18 protein-coding genes and 1 tRNA gene are annotated in these 15,928 nt (G+C 60.2%); 11 read left to right on the top strand and 8 right to left on the bottom strand.

What is annotated here, in order from left to right:
• Positions 1 to 14 precede the first annotated feature (14 nt).
• Positions 15 to 812 carry a hypothetical protein gene (locus tag RC54_RS02590; RefSeq protein ID WP_061790424.1) on the bottom strand — a complete coding sequence of 266 codons (798 nt, stop codon included), beginning with the start codon at positions 810 to 812 and terminating at the stop codon, positions 15 to 17.
• Positions 813 to 944: 132 nt separating this feature from the next.
• On the opposite strand from RC54_RS02590, the gene RC54_RS02585 reads away from it, so the two are divergent.
• Entirely contained in the window at positions 945 to 1,601 is a 657-nt protein-coding gene (locus tag RC54_RS02585) for an alanyl-tRNA editing protein (RefSeq protein ID WP_017455354.1), read from the top strand.
• A 9-nt stretch (positions 1,602 to 1,610) separates the two neighbouring features.
• Here the strand turns inward: RC54_RS02585 and RC54_RS02580 are convergent, their stop codons facing one another.
• A complete protein-coding gene (locus RC54_RS02580; protein WP_058894139.1) occupies positions 1,611 to 2,714 on the bottom strand; it encodes an SDR family oxidoreductase in 1,104 nt (367 codons plus the stop codon).
• 375 nt (positions 2,715 to 3,089) lie between these two features.
• On the opposite strand from RC54_RS02580, the gene RC54_RS02575 reads away from it, so the two are divergent.
• Positions 3,090 to 3,767, top strand: a complete 678-nt coding sequence (locus RC54_RS02575; RefSeq protein WP_058894138.1) for a hypothetical protein — start codon at positions 3,090 to 3,092, stop codon at positions 3,765 to 3,767.
• A gap of 96 nt (positions 3,768 to 3,863) precedes the next feature.
• Here the strand turns inward: RC54_RS02575 and RC54_RS02570 are convergent, their stop codons facing one another.
• Positions 3,864 to 5,291 (bottom strand): hypothetical protein, encoded by a 1,428-nt coding sequence (locus RC54_RS02570; RefSeq protein ID WP_156481338.1) that lies wholly within the window; start codon positions 5,289 to 5,291, stop codon positions 3,864 to 3,866.
• 300 nt (positions 5,292 to 5,591) lie between these two features.
• Here RC54_RS02570 and RC54_RS02560 point away from each other — a divergent pair, with 300 nt between their 5' ends.
• From RC54_RS02560 to trmB, 4 genes are all read left to right on the top strand, one after another.
• Positions 5,592 to 6,782, top strand: coding sequence for a LuxR C-terminal-related transcriptional regulator (locus tag RC54_RS02560; protein ID WP_156481337.1), 1,191 nt, complete (start codon positions 5,592 to 5,594; stop codon positions 6,780 to 6,782).
• Between the two features lie 75 nt (positions 6,783 to 6,857).
• Complete coding sequence (locus tag RC54_RS24985; protein WP_164471186.1) at positions 6,858 to 7,025, top strand: hypothetical protein; 168 nt, start codon at positions 6,858 to 6,860, stop codon at positions 7,023 to 7,025.
• A 93-nt stretch (positions 7,026 to 7,118) separates the two neighbouring features.
• Positions 7,119 to 7,192, top strand: a tRNA-Gly gene (locus RC54_RS02555).
• A gap of 81 nt (positions 7,193 to 7,273) precedes the next feature.
• Positions 7,274 to 7,993 (top strand): tRNA (guanosine(46)-N7)-methyltransferase TrmB, encoded by a 720-nt coding sequence (trmB, locus tag RC54_RS02550; RefSeq protein ID WP_082803196.1) that lies wholly within the window; start codon positions 7,274 to 7,276, stop codon positions 7,991 to 7,993.
• A 123-nt stretch (positions 7,994 to 8,116) separates the two neighbouring features.
• On the opposite strand, the gene recQ is transcribed toward trmB, so the two are convergent.
• The 3 genes from recQ to RC54_RS02535 form a co-directional block, all read right to left on the bottom strand.
• Positions 8,117 to 9,964 carry a DNA helicase RecQ gene (gene recQ / locus RC54_RS02545; protein WP_058894134.1) on the bottom strand — a complete coding sequence of 616 codons (1,848 nt, stop codon included), beginning with the start codon at positions 9,962 to 9,964 and terminating at the stop codon, positions 8,117 to 8,119.
• A 38-nt stretch (positions 9,965 to 10,002) separates the two neighbouring features.
• A complete protein-coding gene (locus RC54_RS02540) occupies positions 10,003 to 10,875 on the bottom strand; it encodes an undecaprenyl-diphosphate phosphatase (protein ID WP_058894133.1) in 873 nt (290 codons plus the stop codon).
• Between the two features lie 169 nt (positions 10,876 to 11,044).
• Positions 11,045 to 11,899, bottom strand: coding sequence for an undecaprenyl-diphosphate phosphatase (locus tag RC54_RS02535; protein ID WP_058894132.1), 855 nt, complete (start codon positions 11,897 to 11,899; stop codon positions 11,045 to 11,047).
• 234 nt (positions 11,900 to 12,133) lie between these two features.
• On the opposite strand from RC54_RS02535, the gene arsC reads away from it, so the two are divergent.
• Together arsC and RC54_RS24980 are read left to right on the top strand one after the other, a co-directional pair.
• Positions 12,134 to 12,493 (top strand): arsenate reductase (glutaredoxin), encoded by a 360-nt coding sequence (gene arsC, locus RC54_RS02530; protein ID WP_058894131.1) that lies wholly within the window; start codon positions 12,134 to 12,136, stop codon positions 12,491 to 12,493.
• A gap of 120 nt (positions 12,494 to 12,613) precedes the next feature.
• Positions 12,614 to 12,781, top strand: a complete 168-nt coding sequence (locus RC54_RS24980) for a hypothetical protein (RefSeq protein WP_008325257.1) — start codon at positions 12,614 to 12,616, stop codon at positions 12,779 to 12,781.
• Positions 12,782 to 12,798: 17 nt separating this feature from the next.
• On the opposite strand, the gene RC54_RS02525 is transcribed toward RC54_RS24980, so the two are convergent.
• The gene (locus RC54_RS02525; protein WP_058894130.1) at positions 12,799 to 13,077 is read right to left on the bottom strand and encodes a YkgJ family cysteine cluster protein; all 279 of its coding nucleotides are present in this window, start codon (positions 13,075 to 13,077) and stop codon (positions 12,799 to 12,801) included.
• A gap of 120 nt (positions 13,078 to 13,197) precedes the next feature.
• On the opposite strand from RC54_RS02525, the gene RC54_RS02520 reads away from it, so the two are divergent.
• The 3 genes from RC54_RS02520 (at position 13,198) to RC54_RS02510 (ending at position 14,958) form a co-directional block, all read left to right on the top strand.
• Entirely contained in the window at positions 13,198 to 13,827 is a 630-nt protein-coding gene (locus tag RC54_RS02520) for a TetR/AcrR family transcriptional regulator (protein ID WP_058894129.1), read from the top strand.
• 115 nt (positions 13,828 to 13,942) lie between these two features.
• Positions 13,943 to 14,608 carry a protein-L-isoaspartate O-methyltransferase family protein gene (locus tag RC54_RS02515; protein WP_058894128.1) on the top strand — a complete coding sequence of 222 codons (666 nt, stop codon included), beginning with the start codon at positions 13,943 to 13,945 and terminating at the stop codon, positions 14,606 to 14,608.
• A gap of 26 nt (positions 14,609 to 14,634) precedes the next feature.
• The gene (locus RC54_RS02510) at positions 14,635 to 14,958 is read left to right on the top strand and encodes a rhodanese-like domain-containing protein (protein WP_017454487.1); all 324 of its coding nucleotides are present in this window, start codon (positions 14,635 to 14,637) and stop codon (positions 14,956 to 14,958) included.
• Between the two features lie 155 nt (positions 14,959 to 15,113).
• Here RC54_RS02510 and RC54_RS02505 read toward each other — a convergent pair whose 3' ends face one another.
• A complete protein-coding gene (locus RC54_RS02505; RefSeq protein ID WP_061790421.1) occupies positions 15,114 to 15,758 on the bottom strand; it encodes a TetR family transcriptional regulator in 645 nt (214 codons plus the stop codon).
• Positions 15,759 to 15,928 lie beyond the last annotated feature (170 nt).

Below are 15,928 nucleotides of genomic sequence, written 5' to 3'. Positions count from 1 at the left end.
ACAGGAATGTACTATCAGAGGTGTAAGTGACTGGCCCCCATCGGCTGCCCCACCAGTCCACTCACGGCCTGCGCCAGCCGCAGGGTGCTGTCCTGGTCGAAGCCTTTCAGACGCAACATGCGAAATCCCAGAGCCATGCTGTATTGCCAATCCAGATCGAGGATGTAATAGCTGCGACCGGATTGGGGGTCAATCCATTGCACGGCCGGGTCTTCCCAGGCGGCGCCGATGAAATCGACATGCGAACCAAAAGGCGCCATCTCTTCCAGCGGTTCGTCACTGCCCGGCACGCAGGGCGGCTCCAGGTTCTCGCCGACATTGACCACGGGATTGGGGCCATCCGACGCCTCAAGGTCGATACTGAACATCTGCGGATCGTTCTCGTAGTCGGCTGTGCTATCTGCACTCAACAATGCCAAGGTGGCGGGGCCGGGGCGATACATGGGGCTGCGCCAGCTTACCTGGCTATCTTCTTTCTCATCCAGGCCGGTGATACCGTGCTGGGCTAGCAGCACCAAGGTCTCGGCCATGGTCAGGTCGTCACGCAACGGAAGATCGGCAGGCAAGGCGCCTGCCTCCACGTAACAGCGCAACACATCACCAGTGGTGCTTGCACCCTCTTTCCACTGCAGCCGACAATCGAGCGTTTGCGCCAACTGGAAGCGCAACTCCTGCAGTGCCGGCCCCGGGACACCCTCGCCGCGTGGCTCGACGACGAAACCGTGGGCCAGCAAGGCCTGCTCCAGGGCCGGCCAGTCGGGTTGATCCAAGTGCGCCTGGAGCGGAAAAATGTAATCTTCGTGCAATGACATGGTGGAGACTCCATTGGTTAAGCTGCACAATAAAGCAGCAAGCGGTAGACTGAGTCCCCCATGCACGGTTCCATGACTGGTCAGCCGGCATCATCGTTGCTTGACGAAATTTCTCCTTCTTTTCAGAACGCCATGACGCACAAGCTTTTCTGGTCGGCTCCCTACCAGACCGAACTCGATACCCACATCACCCAGGTCGAGGGCGACCAGGTGCAAGTGGCACAGACCATCTTCTTCGCCTTCTCGGGCGGCCAGGAAAGCGATGCCGGCACCTTGGGCGGCTATCCGGTGCTGCAGGCAGACAAGCGCGAACAGAGCATCGTCTACACCTTGCCTGCCGGGCACAGCTTGCGGGTGGGGGATGCGGTCTCGATGCAGATCGACTGGGCGCGTCGCTATCGCCTCATGCGCCTGCACTTCGCCGCCGAGATGGTGCTGCAACTGGTCTATCAGTTGCGCCCCGGCATCGAACGCATCGGCGCACACATCGCGGTGGACAAGGCACGTGTGGATTTTGCCAGCGACACCAGCCTGGCACCGCTCTTTGCCACCATCGAAGCTTCGGCGCAGCAACTGGTGAGCGCCGACCTGCCCATCGTCACTGCCTTCAGTGATGAACAGGCCGGACGGCGTTATTGGGAAGTGGAAGGATTTGCGCGCATGGCCTGTGGCGGCACCCACCCGCGCACCACGGCCGAAGTGGGCAGCCTCAAGCTCAAACGCAAGAACACCGGTCGCGGCAAGGAGCGCATCGAGATCCTGCTGGATGCGCCCGCCGCTGCGGTGTGAGCAGAACGTTCAGGTCTTGTAGTCGTACTTCATCTGCTGGGCGATGAGGATGTCCTTGCTGGTACGCTCGCACAGGGTCACGTAATGGGTCAGCGGCTGCGGCGGCCGCATTCCCTCTTCGATCAGGCGCGCATTGTCGAACAGCACTTCCTCGGCCGCGAAATACCCGTAGGAACGGATCGCCTTGAGCACGATGCGCTTGTTGCAGGGGCCGATCAGATCCTTGAAGCGATCCTGCATCTGCAGGAAACTTTCGTAGTGCGTCTGGCGGTAACGCGACATCTTCTTCTCGCCATTGCCCACACTGATGGCTTCATCGATCTGGCCAAAAGTGCAGGAATGATTGGGGCCGGAAGAGATGTTGTAGGCCGAATATTTCAGCGTCGGTTTTTCCAGCAGCAGGTGCAGCGCCTCGGCGCAATAGTCGACCGGGATCACATCGATCTTCTGGTCCAGCTCGCAGGGGAAGGCCTGCAAGGCGCGCGCCAGGCGGAACACCCAATAGATGCTGCCGGAGGCCGCACACCCCAGCTCGGTATGCCCGACCACGATGGAGGGCCGCGCAATGACCAGCGGCAGCTCAGGCAATTCGGTGCGCAAGCGCTGCTCGGCCTGGTACTTGCTGGCGGTGTAGTCCAGGTAATGTTCCACATCTTCACCGGGCAAGTAATCTTCCGACACCGGACGCGGTGCATTGCGCCCGCAGGACATCCCTGTACCGATCTGTATGAAGCGGCGCAGCTTGCGCCCCCGGCACAGGCCATGCGCCATGCTCAGGACGCCATCGACGTTGGTGGGGAAGATGGAGCGATGGGTACCGAAGGAAGCCAGTGCGGCCGAATTGACTACGTCATGCACCTCAAGCAGACGCGGGTCATCGATCCAGCGCTCCACGCCAGTGAGATCGCCGCAGATGATCTGCTCGGGCGTAAGGCGCTGCAATTGGCTTTCCGTCATGCCATGCAGCCGCAGGTTCTGCGCCAGCCGTGCGCGCCCTTGCTCGCGATTGGCCGACCTGACCAGGAACAGCGAGCGCTCCCAGCGCGGCGTCTTGATAAGTCGAGCGGCCAGCGCGCCCCCGATGAATCCGGTACTGCCAGTGAGCAACAACATAGAAGATGAACACTCCACAGAAAAAGGAGCAAGAGCCTGGCGTGAGCAACATGCCGGCCCGTGAAATAAGTGCCGAAAGCTTGCCCCCATCAGTGATAAAAATAGGGCAAAAAATTATAAGTGAGCGCACCCCGAAATAAATCAGTCTGTTTGGACTGGCGCGCAAGAAAGGCACTCCCCGTACCACAGAGAATTTACATCGTTTTATCGCCTTTCAGTCCAAACAGACCTATTTCTTTTGTCAGCGCGACCATTAAAATCGAGGGAATGCCACAAGGACCACTCCCCCTTCCTCTGGCCACCATGACGTCACCACACCGAGGAGCCTGCTCATGCTGCCCTTGCCTCTGCGCCGCCCCATCCTGGCCCAGGATCGTGACTGACCACGCCCACGTACTCCCGCTGCATCGCCGCGTCGGGCTGCTGCTGCAGACCGCTCTTCTGGTCGCGGGCGCGACCTTGTCCGCGACCGCTTTGCTGGACCGCTCCCTGTCGTTCCACACGGCTTGCACGGCGGCAATCACCGGCCTACTGTGTGCCGGCTGCTTCGCCCATTGGCTGCTGCGTGAACAGCGCGGCCTGGTGGAGTCGGAACGCAAGTCAGTGACGCTGGCGGTATTGATCGTCTGCCTGTTTTGTGCCGGACTGCGTGATAGCGGCCTTGTCGCCGGGCAACGCGTGGACTTCCTGGTGGCATTGGTGAGCGCGCTGCGCCACGTGGTTCTGCCCTTGGGGGTGTTCATGTATTGGCTGGTGTTCTGCGGACCGGTAAGGCTAGGCTGGCGCATGGTCATGCCGTCTTCGCCGGTGCTGGGGGGACTGTATTTCTCGATGATCCATTCCATCCAAGGCAGGCCAGTACGATGGCCCTTACGCTTGCTGGAATTGCAGCCGAAAGAAGCCGTCTTGCTTCATGCAGGATTGCTGGTGCTGCTGTTTGCGGGGATGCTGGTGGGGTTGAAGCTGGTGAAGAAGTATTTGCTGACGGCGGCGGTGCGGTCGGCGGCTTTTGGGGATTGGGATGCTGCTATAGCTTTGCGCCAAAGCAGCTAGACGCAAGCGGGCAAGGAAGAAGCCTCGTCGGGCAAACCCGGCAAGGCTTTGTTTAACTGGACCAGGAGTTCAACATTGGATTGAGCGAAGACGACTTCATTTCTTCGTTTCGCTCAACATATCTGTGGAAAAGTCCAGGCATCGTTTTGTTGGCACCCACGACCTCCACTTTGGATTGCTGACTGACTCGTCAGTCGGCACACAGAATTCATTACCCAAATCGGTCGGCGTTCGGGTTTCATAGGCTCCAGACTTGGGAACCCAATAGGAGCAGTCGTTAATTGCTTTTGCATTGCTCACCACCGTTTTTCCATATCGATCAAAACGGCTTTTCAGAGACATCAGCGTAGCCCGATTGGAATAGATGTCTTTCCATCCCACACCATCGGTCCCATTACGTCGGATGCGCTCCAGATCCTGCGCCTTGGCACGCGCAGGTCGAGGCCAGAACATATAGGGATAGGCTTCCGTTTTCGCTTTCGAAAACATGCCCTGATTGGACACCGACAATACAGCCGCATTGATGGCATCCAGCGTGAATTGCTGCTGCATCAGCAAAAGCTTGTAGCCGCCACTCCCGAGGAGAGATTCGATGTCCTGGGGAGTGACTTTCAGAGCCATGCTGAATGCGGCAGAAGCATCCAGTTGCTCACTATAGGCAATGTACTTGACTGAACGGGAGAAGGTTTCGATGTAGGGTGAGTCGAAAATATTTTCTACATCCATCTGTCCGGACGCGTCCGTATACTCCACTGCCAGCCGCGTAATGAAATCCATACCGATCTGTAATGACGCATCTCGAATGCCGGCGAGCACCACGTAACCCGTGGTCGCCTTGCTGCTACTTTTCTCTGCCCCCACCAGAGAGCCGATCGCAAGCTTGGTATCGTCCTGCTTGCCGCTGCTCCAGCGTGCCACCATCACGCCTGATTTGGACGCCGCTGTCTTGACATTCGACAAGGTGGCTTGCAGGGCTCTGTTTTCGTTATCCAGAGCACTACTGATCTCCTGTTGCGCCGCCTGGAAATCTGTCGCGGATTTCCCTGCCACGCCAAGTACCTTGGTGAGCGTATCGAGTTGCTCCTTGGAACCCCCACTTTGAGACAGACCGACACCCATCTCCGCAAATTGCTTGCGCATTTGCAGGCTGAGTACCTTGATTGCCTGCTGCTGAATCGCATCCAGTTGATTCTTGATGTTAGCGACATCGGCCATCGTCGCTTCCGTTTCATAGGAAGTCACCACGATCTTGGAACACATGCCTGCAATCGGTATGGCCATCAAGTCCGGTTGATCTTGCCCCGGCGACATGACGTTTTGCCCCACTACCGTCGGCAAATTCAAGCCCGTGACAGAGAATGCGGTGCGCACGTCCAGTCCCTGCGTCGTGCTGCGTGTGGCACTTTCCACCCCCAATTGCTCAAAGGACACTTGAATTCCCGCCGGGTCCTTACGCGGTAGGGAATCACACGCACTCAACATTCCAGAAAGAACCATCAGCAACAACCCCCTCGTGCTTTTCATTTTGGCCTCGATGTCGTGAAGTGAACTGGGAGATACACAGCGTCCGATTTTCATCGTGACGCAAACTCAGCCTGCGGCTCTTGAAGATACACATGGCATTGTTCTGCATCCTAGCGGGCCACGCCAAAGCCGACATCATCAAAACGGATGAGGTCGTTTTTACACGCTGTTTCCCCAGAAAAATAGTCACGAAAAAATTACGTTAATGGAGTTACTTTGCATATTTCATGCTGCGATAATTCGATGTCGTTCGAGCTGCGCCGTTGGCGCAAGACAAAATAAAAAACATAGGGGAATCTTGTGGACCTTCCGACCCAGGAACTCACGCGATTTAGCGAGCTTGTCGATCTGATCTATGAAGGCGCCACTGCTCCCGGAGACTGGAGCAGAAGGATACTCCCCGCCGTTGCGCACTATCTGGATGCCCCCAGCTGCATCCTGTATTCCACCCACCATACGCCGCAGGATGGCGGTTACTTCTTTCTGCATGGCATCGATCAGGAGCACGTGGATCAATACATCCAGAAATACTATGACGTCGATGTCTGGAAGATGGCGATGCAAGAGCGCAATTTATATTCCACCGGCAATGTCCTGATCGGAGATGAACTGGTGGAGCGCAGCCGGTTGCTCGAATCTGATTTCTATAAGCAATGTCTCTCGCGCAATCAGAATATGGCGCAGGTATTGGCCGGCATTGTATTCGGCAAAGAGTCGTCAACCTCGCTCCCCACGGTCTGCTCGTTCTTTCGGGGGATGCATCATCCTGACTTCGACCAGATTGCCCGTACGCGGCTAGGCCTGCTGCTGCCACATCTATCGCGTGCGCTGGGCGTGATGCAGCGTCTGCGGTGCAGCGAACTCACCCTGGCCACCAGCCTGGAAGCGCTTGACCGGCTGCCCTCCGCGGTGCTTCTGCTGGACCATCAGGGTCGGGTCGGCTTTGCCAACGGAGCGGCCAAGAACATGCTGACGCTGGGCGATGGCCTGCGCCTGCGACGCTTCAATCGCGCAGTGGAAACCTACGAACTCATGGGGGAAACATCGGCAGTGAATAAAGCGATCAAGATTGCCATCGACTCCACCTTGAATGCTTCCCCATTGGAGATTCGCCACTTCTCGAAATCCCTGGCGGTACCGCATCTGTCTTCCACGGAAAACTATGTCCTGCAGTTTTCTGCGCTGGGGATGCACAACGAGTTCGGCGGCGAGGACAGCATGTTTGCTGCGATCATTTTCATTTCAGATGGAGCCGCGCGTGTGCGCATCGATCTGGACACCTTGCAGGCGGTGTATGGCATGACACCCATGGAGGCACGTGTAGCCGCGTCCCTGGTGGAGCACGAATCGGCGAAAGAGGTGGCCGATTTCCTCGGCATCAGCGCCAATACGGTGCGTACCCATATCCAGAATATCTACGCCAAACTGAGTGTGGACACGCGCACCAGGTTCGTTAAAGTGATGTTGGGGACGGCCAATGGCCGGCCTTGAAGAGAGACACACCGGACACTCCTGAGGGTAAGATAAGCACCGCGAGCAAACCCAGTCCAGCAGGAGCCAGCCATCATGAGCGAACGTCGCGTTCCCCCCGTCAGTCCAATCCATGCCATCCGACCGCTATCGGAGGTGAGCGTCAAAAGGACGTACTTCCGGCAATTGAATCAATGGCGCAAGATGTCAGAAAAATATGCGAAGGAGAGGAAGGCGCGGGAGGCTAAGGAACAGGATAAATAAGCTGGAAAACGGAATTTGCCCAAGATCAGTGAGCCGATTCGACAGACCCTGGTTTGCCCGCGCAGTACAATCCCGCGTAAAATAGCGGCTCTCGCGGGTGTAGCTCAATGGTAGAGCAGAAGCTTCCCAAGCTTAAGACGAGGGTTCGATCCCCTTCACCCGCTCCAGATCACTGCCTCGCGGCCCTTTACGCCCAGCCTTGCCTGGAGCACCTGTGCGGGCCGCACCCCATACTGCTTCGAGTCATCATGTCTGAAAACAAAGCCGGCAAACCGCTGTTCTACGATCCCAGCGAGCGCCGTATCCGTAGTTTCGTTACCCGCGCCGGGCGCGTGTCGGTGGCCCAAGGCCGGGCGCTGGAGGAGCTGGGGCCGCGCTTTCTGGTGCCGTATGAAAAGGCGCCGCTGGATCTGGCCGCGACCTTTGGCCGGCAGGCGCCGACCATCCTGGAAATCGGCTTCGGCATGGGCGAGACCAGCGCCAAGATCTCGGCCCTGATGCCGGAGAAGAACTTCATCGGCGTCGAAGTCCATACGCCGGGCGTGGGCAGCTACCTCAAGCTGATCGGCGAAGGCCAGCTGGAAAACGTGCGCATCATCCAGCACGACGCCGTGGAAGTGCTGACCAACATGATTGCGCCCGCCACCCTGGCCGGGGTGCATGTGTTCTTCCCCGATCCCTGGCACAAGGCGCGTCACAACAAGCGTCGCCTGATCCAGAACCCGCTGGTGCAGTTGATCAGTTCGCGCCTGGCCCCCGGTGGCTACATCCACTGCGCCACCGACTGGGAAGAATATGCGGTGCAGATGCTGGAAGTGCTGTCGGCCGAGCCGACGCTGAAGAACACGGCCACCGATCCTTCCGGTTACGTGCCGCGCCCGGAATATCGCGATACCACCAAGTTCGAGAACCGCGGCCTGCGTCTGGGACACGGCGTATGGGACCTGGTGTTCGAAAAGCGCGCCTGATCGCTGGCCCTCCCCGCCTCAACAAAGACGGCATGTTCCTTCACAGGACATGCCGTTTTTGCTGCTGGCTACGGGCGCCGATGTAGAAAACTTCATATCGCGGCTTTAAAGGCCTTAGCCACCCTACCCAGCCTGCATCTGGGCGATCAACTCGATGATCTGGGCGCCGTAGGTTTCCAGTTTCTTCTCGCCCACGCCGGTGACGTGGCGCAGCTCATCCAGCGATTGCGGGCGGGCCTTGGCGATTTCGCGCATGGTGGCGTCGTGGAAGATGACGTAGGCCGGCACGTTGTGGGCGCGCGCGGTTTCCATGCGCCACCAGCGCAGTTTTTCGAAGAGTGCCTGTTCTTCGCTGTTGAGATCGGTCTCGACGAAGCTGGAGCGCTGCGAACTGCGCTTGGCCTTTTCCGGCTTGCGGTAGCGGCGCAATTGCACCTGCTGTTCGCCGCGCAGCACGGGGCGCGCGGCTTCGGTGAGCTTCAAGGCGCTGTAGTTCTCTGCATCCACCGTCAGCAAACCCAACGCGATGACCTGGCGCAGGATGGCGCGCCATTCTGCTTCACCGCGATCACTGCCGACACCAAAGACGGAAAGCTGGTCATGCCGCCACTGCTTGACGCGCTCGCCATCGATGCCGCGCAGCACCTCGATCACATGGCCGGGGGCGAAGCGCTGCTCGACGCGATAGACGGTGGAGAGCAGTTTCTGTACCTCGACCGTGGCATCAAAGGAGACCGGCGGCGTGAGGCAGGTGTCGCAATTGCCGCAGGGGCTGGACTTCTCGCCGAAGTAGTCCAGCAGGTGCACGCGCCGGCAGTGCAGCGTCTCGCACAGGGAGAGCATGGCGTCGAGCTTGGTGCCGAGTACGCGCTTGAAGGTTTCGTCGGCTTCGGATTCGTCGATCATGCGGCGCTGCTGCACCACGTCCTGCAGGCCATAGGCCATCCAGGCGTCGGCGGGCAGGCCGTCACGACCGGCGCGGCCGGTTTCCTGATAGTAGCCTTCCACGCTCTTGGGCAGGTCGAGGTGGCAGACGAAGCGCACATCGGGCTTGTCGATACCCATGCCGAAGGCGATGGTGGCGACCATCACGATCTTGTCTTCGCGCAGGAAACGCGCCTGGTTCTTGGTGCGCAACGCATAGTCCATGCCGGCGTGATAGGCCAGCGCATTGATGCCCTCGCCGCGCAGGAACTCGGCGGTCTCCTCGACCTTCTTGCGCGAGAGGCAATAGACGATGCCAGCGTCTTCCGGGTGTTCGCTCTTGATGAAATCGAGCAACTGCTTGCGACCGTTGGCCTTTTCCACGATCTGGTAGCGGATGTTGGGTCGGTCGAAGGAAGAGACGAACTGGCGCGCATCTTCCAGTTGCAGGCGATGGATGATCTCTTCGCGGGTCTGCTGGTCGGCAGTGGCCGTCAGCGCGATACGCGGCACCTGTGGAAAGCGCTCGTGCAGGATGGAGAGCTTGATGTACTCCGGGCGGAAATCATGGCCCCATTGCGAGACGCAGTGCGCCTCATCGATGGCGAAGAGCGCGATGCGGGCCGATTCGAGCAGGTCCAGACAGCGCGGCGTCATCAGCCGTTCCGGCGCGACGTAGAGCACGTCCAGATCACCCTGGCGCAAGCGCCGTTCGATCTGCAGGGCTTCGTCGAAACTCTGGGTGGAGTTGAGGAAGGCCGCGCGCACGCCGACTTCGGCGAGCGCATCGACCTGATCCTGCATCAGCGCGATCAATGGCGAGACCACCACCCCGGTGCCCTCGCGTAGCAGCGCCGGCACCTGGTAGCACAGCGACTTGCCGCCGCCGGTGGGCATGAGCACCAGGGCATCGCCGCCAGCGGCGACGTGCTGGACGATCTCGCCCTGATGACCGCGAAAGGACGAGTAGCCGAACACCGTCTCCAGCACGTGCAGTGCGCGTTCTTGCTGGGTGGCGCCGGGAGGCAGGGAATCGAGATCGACCATGGAAAAACCTGAAGCTGCTGCGTAGCAAAGGCGCTATTTTATTGCAGCCAGCCGCGCGAGACGCCCAAGAGCAGGAAAACGCCCAGCGCAGCTCGATAGACGATGAAGGGCCATGTCGAGAAACGCTCCAGGAATTTCATCAAGCCCCAGATCGCCGCAAAGGCCGACACGCTCGCCACGGCCAGGCCGAACAGCAGCACGCCCCAGGCTTGCAGCGGGATATGCGCGTGCAGCAACACGGCCAGTTCCTTCAGCCCAGCCAGGGCGATGGCGGGCAAGCCCAGCAGGAAGGAGAAGCGCGCGGCTTCTTCGCGACGGAAGTTCAGGAACAGTGCAGCGGTGAGCGTGGAGCCGGAACGCGAGACGCCGGGGATGAGCGCACCGACCTGGGCCAGGCCGACGATGAAGGCATCGCGCAGGCGCATCTGGTCGACGCTGCGACGATGGCGGCACACCAGTTCGGACAGCGCCAGCAAACCCGCCATGACGATGCAGGACCAGCCGATCACCGACAGGCTGCGCAGTGGCGAGCCACAGGCATTCAAGACATGCGACAGCGCCAGGCCGGCGATGCCGATGGGAATGGTGGCCAGGATGATGGCCACGGCCAGCTTGAACATGGGGTCGCTGAAATCGCGACGGCGCCAGGCGGCCAGGCTGCCACCGGTCACGGCCGTCACATCGCGCCGGAAGTAGCTGATGACTGCGGCCAGCGCCGCCAGTTGCATGGCCGCCGAAAAGGCCGAGCCGGGATCGTGCCAGCCGAGGAAGGCGGGGACCACGCGCATGTGGGCGGTGGAAGAAATGGGGAGCAGTTCGGTGATGCCCTGGACGATGCCCAGGAAACCGATCTGTGCGTAACTGAGGGAGGCAAAGCCGATATCAAGCCCGGCGCTGCAGACGTTGGCCATGGAGTGTGCTCTGAAGGGAGTTGGCGAAAGGAAGTCAGGAACCGTCGCCGGCCTCAAGAATCCAGTCTTGAGGCCGGCGACGAGCACCGCAGTGTACCGCGCCAGCTAAGGTACTGGCTGACGGTAAGCTGACGCGCAAGAGTCAGGCTTGTGTCGGCGCTGGCAGTGATCAATCGACCCAGGCCACAGTGCCGGTGTAGGCGGTGACCAACACGATGATGCCGAAGACAATGCGGTACCAGGCAAAAATGGTGAAGTCGTGCGAGCTGATGTAGCGCAACAGCCAGCGCACGCACAGGAAGGCCGAGACGAAGGCGGCCACGGTACCCACGGTGAAGAGCGGCACGTCGGCCGCCGACAGCAGGGCGCGTTCCTTGTAGAGGGAATAGATGGTGGCGGCAAACAGCGTGGGGATGGCCAGGAAGAACGAGAATTCGGTGGCCGCCTTGCGCGACAGGCCGAACATCATGCCGCCGATGATGGTGGCGCCCGAGCGGCTGGTGCCGGGGATCAGGGCAAAGGCCTGGGCGATGCCGACCTTCAGGGCGTCCAGCGGGGTCATGTCATCCACCGTTTCGACGCGCGCCGAGGCCATGCTCATGCGGTCCTTGTTACGCCGTTCCACCCACAGGATGATCAAGCCGCCGACGATGAAGGCAATGGCCACCGAGACCGGGTTGAACAGTACGTCCTTGATGCGGCGGCTGAACAGGAAGCCCAGAATGGCCGCTGGCAGGAAGGCCACGATCAGGTTGATCACCAGGCGCTGGGCCTTGCGATCGGAAAACATGCCCGTCAGCACGGTGGCGATGCGCACCCGGTATTCCCAGCACACCGCCAGGATGGCGCCGGCCTGGATGACGATCTCGAAGACGTCGGCTTTTTCCTTGGAGAAATCGGGGCCGGTGAATTGCAGCAGGCTGTTGGTGAGGATCAGGTGGCCAGTGGAGGAAATGGGCAGGAATTCGGTCAGGCCTTCGACGATGCCCATGATGAGCGCCTTGAGCGCGAGGAGAGTATCCATACGGGTGCTGTGGGTGGCTTTTTCTGAGGGGTTGAAGGGAAATGCTGGGGATTGTGCCGTTTTGAGCTAAGAAAGCGGGATCAAAGCCTGCTGGATCACCACTTGTCGGCATCAGGATGCATTGAATGCACTGCAACAAAATCGAATTCTACATGAGCAGCGTGACAAAACTCGCGTTTTCCGGCCATCGATCCGGGCTACCATGTAGTTTTCTTCTGTCTCCGGCAAACCAAGATGAGCAATAGTTCCATCACTATCTATCACAACCCCAAATGCGGCACCTCGCGCAATGTGCTGCAAGGCCTGCGCGATGGCGGGGTCGAGCCGACCATCATCGAATACCTGAAGAACCCGCCCGACCGGGCCACTCTGACCGGGCTGATCGCCGCCATGGGCGTGCCGGTGCGCGAGGTGGTGCGCAGCAAGGAGGCGCTCTACCAGGAGCTTGGGCTGGATGCGGCTACCGTAAGCGATGAACAATTGATCGATGCGATGCTGGCCCATCCCGTCCTCATCAATCGTCCCATCGTGGTCACGCCCAAGGGCACGATGCTGGTGCGGCCCAGCGAACGACTGGCCGAGATTTTCCCTTAAGCACTGAAATGGGGCACATCGCCCAGCATCAGCAGCCATTTGAGCTCAATCACGCCATACAGCAGCGATCCGTGGTACAAAGTGGGAGTTCCCCCTCCCCCATCGACATCAGGAGCAGCGGTGCATCATCGACACGAAGAAAGTACTGCCGATCTGAAGGAGCTGACTACCATCGCTCCCATCAGCCGTGAAGCCCATGCCGCCCACCTCAAGGAAAAGGTGGATACCCGGCGTCTTATCGAGGATATCCGCGAAGAAGCACGACGGCGGCGCGAGGAGGCTTTCTAGCCGCCGGCTCAATCCGGTCAGCGCGCTGGTGGTGACGGCTGGCCCGGCGCGGTCAGTTGCTCCAGTTCAGTGAGCCAGGTAATGGCTTGCGTGCGGCTGTCGCCGCACATCTCGCGGGATGGCTGCAAGCCAGCGCAGAAGGCCGGTCGCTGTGGCTGTCCAAAGATCTGGCAACGCATGTCCTGGCCCAACTGCACGCAAGGCACATTGGCCGGTTTGCCATGGGGCATTCCAGGTAACGGGCTGGTGATGGAAGGGGCGATGCAGCAGGCGCCGCACGCGTCTCGGCATTTCATGGACGTTCCTGGTGGCGCAGTGGGCCTGCATTGTAGTGCATCGCGCCGCGCTTGACCGGGCGGCTTGACGTCAGTGCGGCTTGCCACTTACAGTGCCCCGTCCCGGTAATTTTGTTTCTCATGTCTGCATTGGCCAAAGAACCGCGTTGGGAAAGACGCAAGCAGGATCGCCCTCAGGAATTGCTGGCGGCGGCCTTGGAATTGTTCGTCGAACGCGGCTATGCCGCCACCCGCCTGGAAGACGTGGCCTCCCGCGCGGGCGTCTCCAAGGGCACGCTCTATCTCTACTTCGATGGCAAGGAAAGCCTGTTCAAGTCGGTGGTGCGCACCAACATGCTGCCGCTGCTGGACCAGGCCGAGGCGCGCATCGAGGGCCACGCCGGCAGCAGCGCCGAGTTGCTGCGCGACCTGCTCATGCACTGGTGGCAGGCGGCCTCGCACTCGGGGGTGATGGGCATCGCCAAGCTGATGGTGGCCGAATCGGGTAACTTTCCCGAACTGGCGCGCTTCTATCACGAAGAAATCACCGTGCGCGGGGACGCCACCATGGTGCGTGTGCTGGAACGCGGCATGGCACGCGGCGAATTCCGCCGGGTCGATGTCGATGTGATGAAAAAGGTGATCGTCGCGCCCATTGTGATGTTGATGTTGTGGGACCAGTCGCTCGCCCCCTGCGCCGTAGCCCCCATCGATCCCCTGGCCTATCTGGATAACATGATCGACCTTTGCCTGCACGGGCTCAAGGCTTGAAAAGCCGGTAGTGCCCGGCTGCCCTCGCAGATTGCATGGGAACCGGCCCCTAGCTGGGCGGTGTTTGATAAAATGCTGGCTTTCCGTCGCTACTAGATGAGATCGAGCCACCGCCATGAATATCGAACAAGCCCGCTTCAACATGATCGAACAGCAAATCCGCCCCTGGAACGTGCTGGCGCAGGACGTGCTGGACCTGCTGATGGTCGTCAAGCGTGAAGAATTCGTCCCGGCCGCCTATCGCAGCCTGGCCTTCTTCGACACCGAGATCCCGCTGCCGGGTGGTGAAAACATGCTGGCGCCCAAGATCGAAGCGCGCATCCTGCAGGAAGCCAACGTCAAGAAGCATGAATACGTGCTGGAAATCGGCGCCGGTTCGGGCTACATGGCAGCCCTGCTGGCGCACAAGGCGCGTCACGTGACGACCGTAGAAATCTCGCCGGAATTGAAAGCCCTGGCCGCACAGAACCTGTCCGACTACGGCGTGGCCAATGTGGACGTGCAACTGGGCAATGGTGCTCAAGGCTGGAACGGTGCCGATGGCAAGCCGGCGGAATACGACGTGATCGTCATCTCCGGTTCGCTGCCAGTGCTGCCGGACGCCTTCGGCAAGCAACTCAAGATCGGTGGCCGCCTGCTGGCCATCGTCGGTTCAGCCCCGGTGATGGAATTGCAACTGATCACCCGCACCTCGGAACACGTCTTCGAGACCGTCAACATCGTGGAAACCCTGGCCAAGCCGCTGCACGCAGCGCTCACGCCGTCCCACTTCACGTTCTGAAGATAACCGCACCACAGGAAAGCATCATGGAGCACATCTCTGCCCCGGAACTGGCGGCCTGGATCAACGACCCGGACCGTCCCACGCCCCTGCTGCTGGACGTGCGCGAGCCCTGGGAACACCAGACCTGCCACATCGCCGGCGTACAACTGGTGCCGATGAACACCATCCCCGGCCGCTTCTCGGAATTCGATGAAGAGCAGCCGGTGGTGTGCATCTGCCACCACGGCGGCCGCAGTATGCAGGTAGCGGCCTTCCTGGAGCGCCAGGGTTTTAGCAAGGTCATCAACCTGAGCGGTGGTGTCCATGCCTGGGCCAGCCAGGTCGATCCCTCGATGCCGACCTACTGATCTGGTCTATTGATTCATATCGCATTCAGGCCGGCGGGCGTCATGCACATGGCGCAGGCCGGTCTGGCGGGGGCCGGGTTCTCCGGCCTGCCTGATTTTCCTTCCGTTTTATCTTTTTCCTTCATATCGCCCGAAACCCATCCCGTTTTCGAGGCTCACTCCGGCGCGCTCTTCTGCAGCGAAGGGGCGGTCTTTAGCGCATAGAGCGAAGCTGCCAGGATGCGTTCGCCATCCTTGACCAGATCAAAGCTGTCGGGCGAAAAGAACCAGTCGGTAAGCAAGCCACTGAAGGTGGCGTGCGCCGCCAGGCAAGCCAGGCGGATGTCGAGCGTCGCCGGGAGCTGGCCGCGCGCCACCGCGTTCATCAAGATCTGCTCCAGCCGCAACAGCCCGTCCACATGGCATTCGCGCTGGCGGATCAGGATCGGGTCGTGGGCATCGGCAAATTCACATTTGTTGAAGATGATGTCGAACACGCGCCGGCAGCGCTCATCGGTGGCGGCCATGGTCAACACGTAGATGCCGCTGCGCAGGAACTGGCCCAGCGGATCCTCCAACTGCGGGCTGGCGTTTTCTTCCAGTACCGCTTCCATGGGTAGGCGCACGCGCTCGCACATGGCGTCGAACAGGTCACTCTTGTTCTTGAAATGCCAGTAGATGGCGCCGCGCGTGACCTCGGCCGCCTTGGCCACATCAGCCAGCGAAGTCTGCGAGACGCCGCGCTCGTGGAATACCTGCTCGGCCGCATCGAGGATGCGGGCGCGGGTTTCCAGCGCTTCTTCCTTGGTTGAGCGGGCCATCTCAGCAATCTCCTGAGAAAACGGGGGTTGGGGGCTCCATCAGTCGCGCTTGCTGCCGGTGTTGCATTCGCACATGGGCCGCAACGACCGCACCAGCTGCCATCGCAGCGCTTGCGCAGGAATGGTCATGGAGGAAAAATAATTCATCGTGCACAATATCAAGCTGTCTG

Origin of the sequence: Herbaspirillum rubrisubalbicans (genome assembly GCF_003719195.1) — a bacterium.
Lineage (GTDB): Bacteria > Pseudomonadota > Gammaproteobacteria > Burkholderiales > Burkholderiaceae_D > Herbaspirillum > Herbaspirillum rubrisubalbicans.
The sequence above is the reverse complement of the archived record's forward strand: the minus strand, read 5'-3'. Positions and strand labels throughout refer to the sequence as shown.

Excerpts from the sequence above, each read along its gene's own strand:
- RC54_RS02540 (WP_058894133.1), bottom strand. The coding sequence starts at position 10,875 with ATGGCCAACGTCTGCAGCGCCGGGCTTGATATCGGCTTTGCCTCCCTC.
- RC54_RS02515 (WP_058894128.1), top strand. The coding sequence starts at position 13,943 with ATGAATATCGAACAAGCCCGCTTCAACATGATCGAACAGCAAATCCGC.
- RC54_RS02570 (WP_156481338.1), bottom strand. The coding sequence starts at position 5,291 with ATGAAAAGCACGAGGGGGTTGTTGCTGATGGTTCTTTCTGGAATGTTG.
- trmB (WP_082803196.1), top strand. The coding sequence starts at position 7,274 with ATGTCTGAAAACAAAGCCGGCAAACCGCTGTTCTACGATCCCAGCGAG.
- RC54_RS02590 (WP_061790424.1), bottom strand. The coding sequence starts at position 812 with ATGTCATTGCACGAAGATTACATTTTTCCGCTCCAGGCGCACTTGGAT.
- recQ (WP_058894134.1), bottom strand. The coding sequence starts at position 9,964 with ATGGTCGATCTCGATTCCCTGCCTCCCGGCGCCACCCAGCAAGAACGC.
- RC54_RS02520 (WP_058894129.1), top strand. The coding sequence starts at position 13,198 with ATGTCTGCATTGGCCAAAGAACCGCGTTGGGAAAGACGCAAGCAGGAT.
- RC54_RS24985 (WP_164471186.1), top strand. The coding sequence starts at position 6,858 with ATGAGCGAACGTCGCGTTCCCCCCGTCAGTCCAATCCATGCCATCCGA.
- RC54_RS02510 (WP_017454487.1), top strand. The coding sequence starts at position 14,635 with ATGGAGCACATCTCTGCCCCGGAACTGGCGGCCTGGATCAACGACCCG.
- RC54_RS02585 (WP_017455354.1), top strand. The coding sequence starts at position 945 with ATGACGCACAAGCTTTTCTGGTCGGCTCCCTACCAGACCGAACTCGAT.
- arsC (WP_058894131.1), top strand. The coding sequence starts at position 12,134 with ATGAGCAATAGTTCCATCACTATCTATCACAACCCCAAATGCGGCACC.
- RC54_RS02505 (WP_061790421.1), bottom strand. The coding sequence starts at position 15,758 with ATGGCCCGCTCAACCAAGGAAGAAGCGCTGGAAACCCGCGCCCGCATC.
- RC54_RS02525 (WP_058894130.1), bottom strand. The coding sequence starts at position 13,077 with ATGAAATGCCGAGACGCGTGCGGCGCCTGCTGCATCGCCCCTTCCATC.
- RC54_RS02535 (WP_058894132.1), bottom strand. The coding sequence starts at position 11,899 with ATGGATACTCTCCTCGCGCTCAAGGCGCTCATCATGGGCATCGTCGAA.
- RC54_RS02580 (WP_058894139.1), bottom strand. The coding sequence starts at position 2,714 with ATGTTGTTGCTCACTGGCAGTACCGGATTCATCGGGGGCGCGCTGGCC.